General features: G+C 67.2%; 12 protein-coding genes. 7 read left to right on the top strand and 5 right to left on the bottom strand.

Annotated features, from left to right (window positions below; all coding sequences use genetic code 11):
* Together G3N94_RS35090 and nadE are read left to right on the top strand one after the other, a co-directional pair.
* A partial coding sequence (locus G3N94_RS35090; RefSeq protein ID WP_205798592.1) for a DMT family transporter occupies positions 1 to 658 on the top strand: 658 nt, incomplete at its 5' end.
* Between the two features lie 141 nt (positions 659 to 799).
* Positions 800 to 1,654 carry an ammonia-dependent NAD(+) synthetase gene (gene nadE, locus G3N94_RS35095; RefSeq protein ID WP_205798601.1) on the top strand — a complete coding sequence of 285 codons (855 nt, stop codon included), beginning with the start codon at positions 800 to 802 and terminating at the stop codon, positions 1,652 to 1,654.
* A gap of 48 nt (positions 1,655 to 1,702) precedes the next feature.
* Here nadE and G3N94_RS35100 read toward each other — a convergent pair whose 3' ends face one another.
* The 3 genes from G3N94_RS35100 to G3N94_RS35110 form a co-directional block, all read right to left on the bottom strand.
* Positions 1,703 to 3,391 carry a peptidase S1 gene (locus tag G3N94_RS35100; RefSeq protein ID WP_205798603.1) on the bottom strand — a complete coding sequence of 563 codons (1,689 nt, stop codon included), beginning with the start codon at positions 3,389 to 3,391 and terminating at the stop codon, positions 1,703 to 1,705.
* A 70-nt stretch (positions 3,392 to 3,461) separates the two neighbouring features.
* Positions 3,462 to 5,054, bottom strand: coding sequence for a S53 family peptidase (locus tag G3N94_RS35105; protein WP_205798605.1), 1,593 nt, complete (start codon positions 5,052 to 5,054; stop codon positions 3,462 to 3,464).
* A 161-nt stretch (positions 5,055 to 5,215) separates the two neighbouring features.
* Positions 5,216 to 5,839 carry a LysE family translocator gene (locus G3N94_RS35110; protein WP_205798607.1) on the bottom strand — a complete coding sequence of 208 codons (624 nt, stop codon included), beginning with the start codon at positions 5,837 to 5,839 and terminating at the stop codon, positions 5,216 to 5,218.
* A gap of 134 nt (positions 5,840 to 5,973) precedes the next feature.
* Here G3N94_RS35110 and G3N94_RS35115 point away from each other — a divergent pair, with 134 nt between their 5' ends.
* Positions 5,974 to 6,438 carry an Lrp/AsnC family transcriptional regulator gene (locus G3N94_RS35115; RefSeq protein WP_205798609.1) on the top strand — a complete coding sequence of 155 codons (465 nt, stop codon included), beginning with the start codon at positions 5,974 to 5,976 and terminating at the stop codon, positions 6,436 to 6,438.
* Position 6,439: 1 nt separating this feature from the next.
* Here G3N94_RS35115 and G3N94_RS35120 read toward each other — a convergent pair whose 3' ends face one another.
* The gene (locus G3N94_RS35120; protein WP_205798611.1) at positions 6,440 to 7,348 is read right to left on the bottom strand and encodes a LysR family transcriptional regulator; all 909 of its coding nucleotides are present in this window, start codon (positions 7,346 to 7,348) and stop codon (positions 6,440 to 6,442) included.
* A gap of 139 nt (positions 7,349 to 7,487) precedes the next feature.
* On the opposite strand from G3N94_RS35120, the gene speB reads away from it, so the two are divergent.
* From speB to G3N94_RS35140, 4 genes are all read left to right on the top strand, one after another.
* Positions 7,488 to 8,444 carry an agmatinase gene (gene speB, locus G3N94_RS35125; protein ID WP_205798613.1) on the top strand — a complete coding sequence of 319 codons (957 nt, stop codon included), beginning with the start codon at positions 7,488 to 7,490 and terminating at the stop codon, positions 8,442 to 8,444.
* 201 nt (positions 8,445 to 8,645) lie between these two features.
* The gene (locus G3N94_RS35130) at positions 8,646 to 10,136 is read left to right on the top strand and encodes a cytosine permease (RefSeq protein WP_205798615.1); all 1,491 of its coding nucleotides are present in this window, start codon (positions 8,646 to 8,648) and stop codon (positions 10,134 to 10,136) included.
* A complete protein-coding gene (locus tag G3N94_RS35135; RefSeq protein WP_205798616.1) occupies positions 10,133 to 10,303 on the top strand; it encodes a hypothetical protein in 171 nt (56 codons plus the stop codon). Before G3N94_RS35130 ends, G3N94_RS35135 begins: the two co-directional genes overlap by 4 nt.
* 188 nt (positions 10,304 to 10,491) lie before the next feature.
* Positions 10,492 to 11,265 (top strand): 2OG-Fe(II) oxygenase, encoded by a 774-nt coding sequence (locus tag G3N94_RS35140; RefSeq protein WP_205798617.1) that lies wholly within the window; start codon positions 10,492 to 10,494, stop codon positions 11,263 to 11,265.
* A 96-nt stretch (positions 11,266 to 11,361) separates the two neighbouring features.
* Here the strand turns inward: G3N94_RS35140 and G3N94_RS35145 are convergent, their stop codons facing one another.
* Positions 11,362 to 12,786 carry a DHA2 family efflux MFS transporter permease subunit gene (locus tag G3N94_RS35145; RefSeq protein WP_205798618.1) on the bottom strand — a complete coding sequence of 475 codons (1,425 nt, stop codon included), beginning with the start codon at positions 12,784 to 12,786 and terminating at the stop codon, positions 11,362 to 11,364.
* Between the last annotated feature and the right edge of the window lie 264 nt (positions 12,787 to 13,050).

Raw genomic sequence — 13,050 nt, forward strand, 5'->3', positions numbered from 1 at the left:
GCTGCAGGGCATCTACCTCGGCGCGAGCTACTGGGCAGTCGCGCAGGGGCTGAACGCCGGCGTGATGGCGCTGCTCGGCGCGCTGCAACCGCTCGCAACCGCAGTGCTCGCGGTACCGCTGTTCAACGAGCGGCTGCCCGCGCGCGGCTGGCTCGGGATGGCACTCGGCCTCGCCGGCGTCGCGCTCGTGCTCGCCCCGAAGGTGATGGGCGGCGTCGCACCGCCGCCTGGCGCCGCGCCGGCATGGCTCATCGTCACCGTGTCGGTGCTGTCGGTCGGGTCGATCACCGCCGGCTCGCTGTACCAGAAAGGCAAGCTCGCGCAAAGCGACCTGCGCACGGCCGTCGCGGTGCAGAACTTCGGCGCGGCGATCGTCGCGGCCATTTTCGCGATGTTGCTGCACGAAACACGCTGGATCGGCGCGCCCGCCCTGTGGACGTCGCTCGTCTGGGGTGTCGTGTTCCTGTCCGGCGGCGCAGTCACGATGCTGATGTGGATGCTCCGGCGCGGCAATGCCGCGCGCGCGACGTCGCTGCTGTTCCTCGCGCCGCCGCTCGCCGCGCTGCAGGGCTACCTGCTGTTCGGCGAAACGCTCGCGGCCATCCAGCTCGCGGGGTTCGCGGTCGCGCTGGCGGGGGTCGTGCTCGCGCGGCGGTAGGCGCGCCAGTCAGCCAATTCGCCAATCGGCCGTTTGGCCGCCCGCCAATCCACCGTATCGCCCTTGCAACGCCCGCGGCGCGGCACGGCGCCGCGAATGCGCTTATGATGAGCGCCTCGCATTTCGACCCGGAACTTCCCCATGACAGCCGCCGATTACGCCAGCCGCCAACGCGCGATCATCGCCGAACTGAACGTCGCCCCGCATTTCGACGCCGATGCCGAGATCGCGCGCCGCGTCGATTTCCTCGCGCAGTACCTGCGCTCGACCGGCCTGCGGACCTACGTGCTCGGGATCAGCGGCGGCGTCGATTCGTCGACGGCCGGCCGGCTCGCGCAGCTTGCGGTCGAACGCCTGCGCGCCGACGGCTACGACGCGCGCTTCATCGCGATGCGCTTGCCGAACGGCGTACAGAACGACGAAGCCGACGCACAGCGCGCGCTCGCATTCGTGCGCGCGGACGAGGAACTGACGGTCAACGTGAAGCCGGCCGCCGACGCGATGCTCGGCGCGCTGGTCGCGTCCGGCCATGCATTCGACACCCCCGGCCAGCAGGACTTCGTGCACGGCAACATCAAGGCGCGCGAGCGCATGATCGCGCAGTACGCGGTGGCCGGTGCGCGGCGCGGGATCGTGATCGGCACCGATCACGCGGCCGAATCGCTGATGGGGTTCTTCACGAAGTTCGGCGACGGCGGCGCGGACGTGCTGCCGCTCGCGGGCCTGAACAAGCGCCGCGTGCGCGCGGTAGCGCGCGCACTGGGCGGCGAGGACGCGCTCGTGATGAAGGTGCCGACCGCCGATCTCGAGGAACTGCGTCCGCTGCGCCCCGACGAGCACGCATACGGCGTCACCTACGACGAGATCGACGACTTCCTCGAAGGCAAGCCCGTCAGCGACAACGTGTACGAAACCGTGCTGCGCTTCTACGATGGCTCGCGGCACAAGCGCGCGCTGCCTTACACGCTGTTCGACTGGCCCGAACAGCGCGGCTGACGGCGCGCGCCGGCGCGCATTACGGCCGGCGCTCGCCGCGCGGACGGCTCATGCGTGCCCGCCCGCGACAGGCGCGTCCTCCTTCGCCTGCAACGCACGAATCCGCATCCGCGCGCCCGTATCGGCGACCGTCGTGTCGTACATCGCCGCGAGGTCGTGCTTGAGTGCGGTGCGCGAGCCGCCGTCGAGATACACCATGTGCCCGGACGGATAGAAGCGTGCCGACAGGTTCTGCCGCACCTTCGGATCCTCGAGCGGCATCTGCTGCAGGTCGATCACGGTCTGGTAGAACGGCGTGACGAAATCGTAGAAGCCGTTTGCCGACAGCACCTTCAGGTCGACGTTGAGCGCCATCACCGCCGCCAGGTCGCCCGCCGTGTAGAGGATCACGTTGCCCTTCGCATCGACGCCCTGCTGCGCACCGGTCGGGTCGATGTGGCTGAAATCCCAGTTCTGGAACGCCTGGTCGTTCAGGTCGGTGAACGCCGAATTCGACGTGAACTTCAGCTGCTCGTTCAGATAGCTGTTCCACATCGCCGTATAGACGCCCGACACAGCCGTCATCGTCGGATCGTTGCCGCCCGAATTCGGATCGACCTTGCCCGCGATGCCCGTGCCGATCCCCGTCACGCGGCCGTCGTACGCGCCGAGCGACAGCCCGCTCGCGTGCAGCAGCGTCGTCAGGAACAGCGAATTGCCGCGCGCGTCGTAGCCCGCGACATTCAGGCTCCACGACAGCAGCGTCGTCGTGTCGATGCCCGTGTATTCGGAGAGCTTCTGCACGACCGCCGGGTCCGTCTGCGGGAACTTGCGCAGCGCGTCGAGATAGTCGGTGCGTGCGAACTGCGCGACTTCCTCGACGAACGCGCCGAGATCGACCGGCGCGGGCGACACGCCGAGCCGCTTGTGGTACCACGCGTCGGCCGCGGCGGTCGGCAGCGCGCCGACCGGGTTGCCGGCCTGCCGGTAGTCGAGGATCGACGATTGCAGCGTGATGCCGTTCAGGTCGATGCCGTCCTCATGCAGCTTGTACGCGAGCACGCAGCTGCGCGCGGTGCCATACGACTCGCCGAACAGGTATTTCGGCGAATTCCAGCGGTTGTTCTTCGTCAGGTAGCGCTTGATGAACTGCTTCAGCGAATTCGCGTCCTGGTCGACGCCCCAGAAATCGCGATTTTTGTTTGGCGCGACCGCCGCCGAATAGCCGGTGCCGACCGGGTTGATGAACACGAGGTCGCTCTTGTCGAGCAGGCTGTCGGGGTTGTCTTCCATCTGGTACGGCGCGGGCGGCGTGAAGCCCGGCATCGACGTCCTGATGCGGCGCGGCGCGAACGAGCCGAGCAGCACGAACACCGACGACGAGCCGGGCCCGCCGTTGTAGAAGTACGTGACGGGCCGCTCCTCCTCCTTCTGCCCGTCTTCGGTGAACGCGACGTAGAAGATCTTCGCGGCCGGCAGCGAACTGCTCGGATCGACCGTCACGAGATGGCCGGCCGTCGCCGTGTACGCGATGCGTCGCCCGCCGATCGTGACCGCGTGATGCGTGACGGCGGCGGCTTCCGTCGTGTCGGTCACCGAGTCGTCCGGCCCATTGCCGTACGCGACCGGATCGAAGAACGGCTGGTCGCGGCCGTGGCTCAGTGCGACCGGATTGACGGTCGGCGGCACGCCATGCGAATTGTGGTCGCCGTGATGCAGCGGATACACGCCGCCGTTGGATGCGGAATCGATGCCCATCGTGCTGCTCCTGGAGGTGAGGGGGAAGCGGGATACCAGCAACAAGCGTGATGCGGGGAGAAGGCCGCCGTCAGCTCGACGGCTTGCGCGTCAGTATCGCGGCCAGCTGCGTGCCGTTCGGGCTGCCGAGGCCCGTGCACGCGTCCCAGCCCGGCGCCGCTGCGTATGCGCCGTTCGAGCCTTCGGTAATGTCGCGCAACGCGCCCGGATTCTTGTACAGCACCGGGTTGATCCAGCCGACGGACGCGCCGGCCGACGCGTTGATGCGTGCGATCAGCGCCGCCCACAGCGGCGACACCGCGCTCGTGCCGCCCATCACCGTCGGCGTGCCCGCGATCGCGACTTCGTAGCCCGTCTGCGGCGATGCATCGCCCGCGACGTCCGGCACGCCGCGCTTCGCGAGCGGTGTGGCGCTGCCGGCGGCGAGCGTCACCGTGAGCCCCTGCTGCCAGGCAGGCAGATCGAACATCGTGCTGACGCCACCTCCACCCGCGCCGCCGCCTGTGGCCTCGTCGTTCCATGTGACTTCGCTGCGGATGCCCTGGCCCGGCAGCGCGTCGAGCTGCGTGCCGCCGCAGCCCAGCACGTACGGACTCGACGCGGGGAAATCGACGTGCTGCGCGCCGTCCTGCAGGCCATCGCCCGAGCCGCTGTCGCCGGACGCCACGCAGACCGTGATGCCCTGCGCAGCCGCGGTCTGCAGCACGCGGTTGAACGCCTGTGCGGACTGCGCCTGCCAGATCGCTTCGGGGCCGCCCCAACTGATCGAGATCACGGACGGCCGGTTCTTCGTGTCGTTGACCGCCGTGTTGACGGCCTGGATGAAGCCCGCGTCGCTGTTCGGCGCGAAGTACACGGCGATCGTCGCCGCGGGCGCGATCGCGCCCGCGACCTCGATGTCGAGCGCGACTTCGCCGTCGGGCCCGCTCGGGTCGCCGGTCGGTACATTGCGGCCCGTGCCGACGTTCACGTCAACGAGCTTCGGTGGCGTCGTGATGCCCAGTCCGCGAAAATACTGCGCGACGTCCGCTGCGGCATAGCCGCCACCGAGCTCGATGATCGCAATGCATTGCCCGGCGCCGTCGCCGGCCGGAAAGCCGTACAGCGACGCGAGCTGCGGCGGCGTAAACGTGACGGCCGTCGCCCCGCCGCGCGCCGGCTTGAACGGCGGGCGCAGCCGGAAGTGCGGCCGCGCCTGCGGACGGCTGTCGAGGCCGAGCACTGCGGTGACCGCATCGCCGAGCTCGTCGGGCAGCGTGATCGCGCCGGACCGGCCGCGATACTGGCCGATCGTGTGATGCTCGAAGCGCTCGAGCGTGACGCCGAACGCGGCTTCGAACTGCTTGATCGTGCCCGACAGCACGACGACGCTTTCGACCGGATCGACGCGATCGACCGTCAACTGATGACGGCGCGCGAATTCCTCGGTCTTGCGGATATCGTCGGGATTGGCGGAAAAGCGCTTCGCGAAAGCGTCGCGCGACAATGGTCGCGCGTTCGGATCGCCCGTCGCGAGCTGGTGAAGCAACGTGTCGAGATCCCCTTCTTCCTGCCGCCGCAACATGATCGTGACGTGAATGCGCTCGGCCGGATCGCACGGCCCGAGGCACTGGGACTCGGCGACGATTCGGGGTTCGCGGTCGGCGTGAAGATGCCTTGCCATGTTCAGACCCTCCTTGGTACCGCGTTGCACGGAACAGCCAGGAAATCGGACATGACCGGCGACGGACGGTTCCGTTCAGTCAGACGGATTCGCAGCAGCGCGACGGGGTAAAGGAAGTTTAGAACAGGTAAGACGAATCGTGCTGGGGGGCGAAGGGTGCCTCAGTCCATCGACAAACGAAGCGCGAAGCCGATCAGCGCTGCGGAAAAGGTCCAGCGCTGCACGGTCTGCGCGAGCGGATGCGCGCGCATCCACGCCGCGATCCTCGATGCGCCGAACACGCACGCGAGGTCGAAACAGACACCAGCCGCCACCAGCATCGCGCCCAGCTCGAACATCTGGAGGACGACCGGCCCGGCCTCCGGCCGCACGAACTGCGGCAACAGCACCGAACAGAACAGCAGCGCCTTCGGGTTCAGCAGGTTCGTCAGCAGGCCCTTCACGAACGCCTGCCGCAATTCGCCGGCCGCATCCGCCGCACCATCGCCAAGCGCGAACACCGGCGAACGGAACACCTGGATCGCGACGTATCCGAGATAGAGCGCGCCGCCGTAGCGGATCACTTCGTACAGCCACGGCGCGCTGCGGATCAGCGCCGCGACGCCGCATGCGGACAGCGTCACGTGCGCGGAGCGCGACAGCGACAGGCCGGCCGCCGCCGCGATGCCGGGCCGCACGCCGCGGCCGATGCTGGTCTGCAGCACGAGCGCCATGTCCGGCCCCGGCACCGCGTAGATCGCCGCCAGCGCGGCCAGGTAAATCAACAGCAAATGCGTGGAAATCATGTTCTGCCCCCGTCCATCGATGACGATATGGTGCCGCCAACGGACGAGGGATTTTTGGCCTTATTTGGCTCTAATCTGGTAATGGATAGCGGATTCCGCCAAAATTCATCCAACCCGATATGGATTCCGCCATCATGCCCGACCTCGACAAAACCGACCGCGCGATTCTTGCCGCGGTGCAACGCGACGGCCGCGTGCCGATCGCGCGCCTCGCCGACAGCGTCGGCCTGTCCGAAACGCCGTGCGCGCGGCGCCTGAAGCGTCTCGAAAGCGACGGCTATATCGAGCGCTACCGCGCGCAGCTGTCGCGCAAGGCGCTCGGCTTCGGCGTGGTCGCGTTCGTGCTGGTGCGTTTCGCGGTGCACGACCGCGAGGTCGCGAACCGCTTCGAGCGGGAAGTCCTCGCGATCGAGCGGATCCTGTCGTGCCACAACGTGTCGGGTACCGCCGACTACCTGCTGCAGGTGGTCGCGCACGATCTCGACGACTACGGCACGTTCCTGCGCGAATCGCTGCGGGTGCTGCCTGGCGTGACGTCGATCGAATCGGCGCTGTCGCTGCGCGAGGTGAAGCGCGAGGCGGGATTACCGGTGCCGTGACCTAAGCGTCGGGCGGCTGGTGTGCGTGCTCGAGATCCTCGAGAAACGCCTGCACGAGCGGATTGCTGCGCGCGCTGCGCGCGACGACCATATGGAACGTGACGTCGTAATGCAGCCGCTCCGGGTTCAGCGGTGCGAGCAGCCCCTGCGCGACATACGGCGCCGCAAAGTGCTGCGGCAGGTAGCCCAGATGATGGCCCGACAGGATCAGCAGCGCGACCGCCTCCATGTTGTCGGCGGTCGCGGTCACGCGATCGGGCGTCGTCGACATCTGCGCTTCCGGCAGCGGGTACGAGCGCCACGCCCATTCGAACCCAGCGACGTCGGCCGGCGTCAGCGCGCCGCCGCGCACGAACAGCGGATGGCCGCGTCCGCAGTACGCGACCTGCCGCTCGATGAAAAGCGGCGTGTAGTGCAGCGCGGGCACCCGGTGCCAGAAATAGCCGACCGCGATCTGGATCTCGTCGCTCAGCAGCTTTTCCTCGAGGTCGCCCGGCGCCCGCACCGAGATCGAGAAGCGCACGGCCTCGTCGCGCGTGCGGAACGCGGCGATTGCCTCGGCGATCCGCGCGTTCTGGCTGATCGGCGTATGGCCGATCAGGCCGATGTTCAGCGTGCCGACCAGTTGCCGGTCCATGTGCCGCGCGGCGATCCCGAATTCGTCGAGCGCGCCCAGCAGCTTGCGGCTCATCGCAAGAAAGCGCTCGCCCTTCGGCGTGAGCCGGAAGCCGCTGCGGCCCCGCTCGCAGAGCCGGTAGCCGAGACGCGTCTCGAGCGACGACAGCTGCGCGCTGATCGTCGACTGCCCGACGTTCAGCATCGCCTGCGCGGCCGACACGCCGCCGGCGTCGGTGACCGCAAGAAACACGCGGATCAGCCGCAGATCGAGGGTCGACAGATTCCCCAGCACGCTATTCCCCTTCCATACATCGATGCCGATCGATGTTTACGTCGATATCTTCGCATTCTTCTTTCCGGCCGGAACGCGTACAACTGTGCGCCAGGCCGCGTCGAATGATACGGCACCCCCACACTGGAAGAGGCGCACGATGAACCACCCTACTCATTTCCAGCCGCTCGGCGGCAATGAAATGCCGCGCTGCGGCGGCATCGCGACGATGATGCGCCTGCCTCACGTGCCGACGGCCGAAGGCCTCGACGCGTGCTTCGTCGGCGTGCCGTTCGACCTCGGCACGTCCAACCGCACCGGCGCCCGCTTCGGCCCGCGCCAGATCCGCTCCGAATCCGTGCTGCTGCGCCCGTACAACATGGCGACGCGCGCCGCGCCGTTCGACTCGCTGCAGGTCGCGGATATCGGCGACGTCGCGATCAATCCGTACAACCTGCACGATTCCATCGCGCGCATCGAAGCCGCGTACGACGCGATCCTGGAGCACGACTGCAAGCCGATCACGCTCGGCGGCGACCACACGATCGCGCTGCCGATCCTGCGCGCGATCCACCGCAAGCACAGCAAGGTTGCATTGATCCACGTCGATGCACACGCCGACGTGAACGACACGATGATGGGCGAGAAGATCGCGCACGGCACGCCGTTCCGCCGCGCGGTCGAGGAAGGCCTGCTGCATGGCGACAAGGTCACGCAGATCGGCCTGCGCGGCACCGGCTACGCGGCCGAGGACTTCGACTGGTGCCGCGAGCAGGGCTTCCGCGTCGTCCAGGCCGAGGAATGCTGGAACAAGTCGCTTGCGCCGCTGATGGACGAAGTGCGCGCGCGCATCGGCGACACGCCCGTCTACATCAGCTTCGACATCGACGGCATCGACCCCGCCTACGCGCCGGGCACCGGCACGCCGGAAATCGCGGGCCTGACGGTGCCGCAGGCGCTCGAGATCATCCGCGGCGCGAAGGGCCTGAACATCGTCGGCTGCGATCTCGTCGAAGTGGCGCCGCCGTACGATCCGTTCGGCACCACGGCGCTGCTCGGCGCGAACCTCGCGTACGAGCTGCTGTGCGTGCTGCCGGGCGTCAGGTACCGCGACTGATCCCGACAACAATTGCGCGCGGCAGGCGGCGGCAAGCCGCCCCGCCGGCGCCCCACCCGGCGGGCCGTCATCGCGCGTCGCCCGCCGTATCCGCCCCCCCCCCATCGCCTGCCCGTCGCGACACCGCCGGGGAGGCCTTCGTACGCCTTCGCCAACCCGGCCCAGACCGGTCCGGCGCACGATCCAAGGAGACACGCCGACATGAATCGCCCCGACGCCATCGCGCTCGCCCGCACCGAAGCGGGCGGCATCGAGATCGAGCAACACTCGATCGACTACATCCCGGAACACGAACGCCACGCGAAACTCGCGAGCCAGGGCCCGTTCTGGTTCCTCGGCAATTTTCATTTCTTCACGATTTCGATCGGCTTCGTTGGCCCCGGCATGGGGCTTTCCTCCGGCTGGACCACGCTCGCGGGCGCGCTCGGCATCATGTTCGGCACGATCTTCATGGCGTTCCACGGCTCGCAGGGCCCGGAAATGGGGCTGCCGCAGATGATCCAGTCGCGCGCGCAGTTCGGCTATCGCGGCGTGATCGTCGCGCTGCTCGCGACGCTGTTCGTGTTCGTCGGCTTCAACGTCGTCAATGTGTCGTTGATGGTGGACGGCGTGCACAACGTGTTCGGGGTCGACGGCGGCTTCGTCGCCGTCGCCGCTGTCGCGATCGGCGCGCTGCTCGCGATCTACGGCCACGACCTGATGCACCGAACCTTCACGTGGGCGCTGATCGCGACGCTGCCGCTCTACGCGCTCGTCACGCTCGCGCTTGCGTTCGGCCATGCCGCGCCGGCAGCCGCCGCAGCGCCGGCGGCCACGCCGGGCTTCAAGTGGATCGCGTTCGCGACGCAGTTCGCGATCGCCGCGAGCTACAACATCTCGTACGCGCCCTACGTGTCCGACTATTCGCGCTACCTGCCGAAACACACGAGCCGCGCGAAGCTGATCGCAGTGATCTTCGCCGGCGCATCGCTGTCGGGCACGTGGATGATCGGGCTCGGCGCGTGGCTCGCGCAGAAGCTGCACGCGGCCGACGCGCTGGTGGCGATGAACCAGGTCGGCACATCGCTGGTGCCGGGCCTCGGCAAGCTGATCGCGATCGTGTCGCTGGTCGGCTTCCTGCCGATCATCGCACTCAATGCATACAGTGCGATGCTGGCCGTGCTGACCGGTATCGATTCGATCGTGCCGATCCGGCCGTCACGCCGCGCACGTGTCGCCGCGATCGTCACGATCAGCACGTTCGTGGTCGGCTGCGTGTTCGCGATCCGCGGCAACGGCATCGCGCTGCTGCAGACGTTCCTGACGCTGATGCTCTACTTCCTCGTGCCGTGGACTGCGGTGAACCTCGTCGACTATTTCTTCGTGCGACGCGGCCGCTATGCGATCGCGCACTTCTTCACGCCGCACGGCCTCTACGGCGCGTGGCAAGCGCGCGGGATCGCCGCGTACCTGATCGGGTTCGCCGCGATGGTGCCGTTTTTCTACGTGTTCGACGCGGAAGCGGACCGCGAAGTGTTCGTTGGGCCGTTCGCGCGGCTGCTCGGCGGCGTCGACATCGCATGGCTGGTCGGCCTGCTCGTCGCGGGTGGCGTGTACTGGTTGCTGTCGCGCTCGCTCGACCTCGATCGCGAACGGCGCGTCATTGACGAGATGCCCGGTCCCGGTAGCGCAGCGCAAAGAGATGCACGATGAACGGCCCGCGCATTCGCGTCGTCCAGTCGGCGCTGACGGACGCCGACGTCGCCGGCAACCTCGCGAAGGCACGCGTGATCATCGCCGCGTCGCGCGGTGTGCGCCGACCTCGGACGGCACGTGGGTCGCCGTGGCGCCAGGCATTCGCGAAGCGCTCTTCGACGTGACGCTCGATCCGTCGGCAATTGCCGACGCACGTGCGGTATTCCGTTACGTCGATCTGGCCGCGGTGCCGCTTGGGGCGGTGCGACGAATCGCTTGATGCACGGCCGAATTCAAGCGCAATAATCGGATCGCGCGAATGCCGGCGTGCGGATACGCTGATCGGAACCCGAATCGATCAGTGAGGCATTCGATGAACGCATTTTCCCTCGACGACGTTGCACCGGACCGTGCTCCATACGCCGGTAACGGCAGCACGTCCGATTTGCAACGACGCATCGGTGCACGCGACTGGCACGCCGTCGCCGACGCACTCGACGAATACGGTTGCGCGGTCCTGCCGAATCTGCTCGACGCGGCGCAATGCGATGCGATTGCATCGCTGTACGGATCCGACCGGCCGTTTCGCTCGCGCGTGATCATGGCGCAGCACGGCTTCGGCCGCGGTGAATACAAGTATTTCGCGACACCGCTTCCGTCGATCGTGCAGGCGCTGCGTAACACGCTCTACCCGCACCTCGTCCCGATCGCGAATCGCTGGCACGCGCAGCTCGGCATCGACGCACGGTTCCCCGAACGCCATGCGGACTTTCTAGACCGCTGCCATCGCGCGGGGCAGACGCGGCCGACGCCGCTGCTCCTGCATTACCGGGAAGGCGACTACAACTGCCTGCATCAGGATCTGTATGGCGAGCACGTGTTTCCGCTGCAGGCGGCGGTGCTGCTATCGCAACCGGGTCGCGACTTTAGCGGCGGTGAATTCGTGATGACCGAACAGCGGCCGCGCATGCAGTCGCGCGCCGAGGTCGTGCCGCTGACGCAGGGCGATGCCGTCGTGTTTGCCGTGCACGGCAGGCCGCGCACGGGCCAGCGTGGCGTCTATCGCGTCAACATGCGCCACGGCGTCAGCCGCTTGCGCAGCGGCGAGCGTCACATGCTCGGCGTGATCTTCCACGACGCGAGTTGACTGCGTGTTGATCAAATGTGCCTATGACGTTCGTTCGTCCACGCATAGTAGAACCGCGCGAGCGTCGACTGCGCGGCTCCACTTCGCATGTGAAGCTTATCCACGCGCGACAGCAGCGCGCAAGCGATCGCCGGCATTCCGCGACAACCGCGCGTATCCGGGCAACGACACCAGCGCCAGCACGCCGGCGGCCAGGAACGCCCAGCGGAAATCCGTCAGCACATAGTGCGTGCCGGTCGCTTCGCCACGCGCCATCGACGCAAGACGCAGCGCCATCGCACCGAACGCGATGCCCATACCGATCGTCATTTGCTGGGCTGCGCTCCACAAGGTACTGGCCGCGCTCGTCTGACGGGCAGGGATATCAGCATACGCGAGCGTCGCGAGCGTGGTGAACTGCAGCGAACGCGCGAGACCGTACACGAACACGACGACGACCGTCACGACCACCGGCGTCGACGCGCTCAGCCAGCCACAGGCGATCGTCGAGAAACCGGCGATCGTTACGTCGACGAGCGCGACGCGCCGGAAACCGAAGCGGTCGAGAATCCGCGTCGTCAGCGCCTTCATGCCCAGATTACCCAACGCGCTTGCGAGCAGGAGCAGCCCGGATTGAAACGGCGTCAGCCCGAAGCCGACCTGAAACAGCAGCGGCAACAGATAAGGCACGGCATTGATCGCGACGCGCGTCACGGAGCCGGTCACGACCGTGACGGAGAACGTCGGCACCTGCAGCGTCGTCACGTCGAGCAACGGATGCACGGTCCGCCGGGCATGCGCCCACGTCGCGGCGCCCAGCACGACGCTCGCGAGCAACAGCAGGCCGGCCTGCATGAAATGCGCATCCTGCTGCCCTGCGGCCTCGGTGCCCGTCAGCAGACAAGTCAATGCCGCGCCCGACAGGACGAAGCCTGTCCAGTCGAGTGGACGCACCTCATCTGAGCGCGTGTTCTTCACCAGCAACCACGTGCATGCGAGCGCGGCGAGGCCGAGCGGCACGTTCAGCAGGAAAATCCAGCGCCATGACGCGTACGTGGTAATGAAGCCGCCGACCGGCGGGCCGACCACCGGCGCGACGATACCCGGCCAGGTAATCGTCGAAATCGCGCGCATGAGGCGCGATTTCTCGGTGCTTCGCACGACGATCATGCGCCCGACCGGCACCATCATCGCCCCACCGACACCTTGCAGCAGGCGCGCGGCGATGAACGTCGCGACGCTGTTCGACAATCCGCACAGAATGGACGCACCGGTGAACACGGTAATCGCCCCGCCGAATACCGATCGAGCACCGAATCGATCAGCGATCCAGCCGCTGACCGGAATGAAGACGGCGAGCGCCAGCATGTAAGCGGTCATCCCCATGCTAAGCGCATTGGGACCGACCCCGAACGTCTTCGCCATGTCCGGCAGCGCAGTCGCAATGACGGTCGTATCGAGGTACTCCATGAAGAACGTGGCGGCGACGAGATAAGGCAAGAGGTCGGTCGTCCGATCACTTTGCATCGACGAGGCGGTCATGAACAGGCCAATGAGCGGGAAGCGGGATGCATCGAGCGGCGTGGCGGCTTGCATGGCAGCCGGCGCTCGACAAGAAGTGGAGATATTACCTTGAAGGCGGTGCCGCTCGCTTGCAGGCATGCGAGGCGTGGGGTTTCCGCCGCCCCAATGCAAAAACCCCCGCCTTTCGGGCGGGGGTTTCTGGCTTAGGGGAGCCTGACGATTACCTACTTTCACACGGGAATCCGCACTATCATCGGCGTAGAGTCGTTTCACGGTCCTGTT

Origin of the sequence: Burkholderia sp. Ac-20353 (assembly GCF_017104785.1) — a bacterium.
Taxonomy (GTDB): domain Bacteria; phylum Pseudomonadota; class Gammaproteobacteria; order Burkholderiales; family Burkholderiaceae; genus Burkholderia.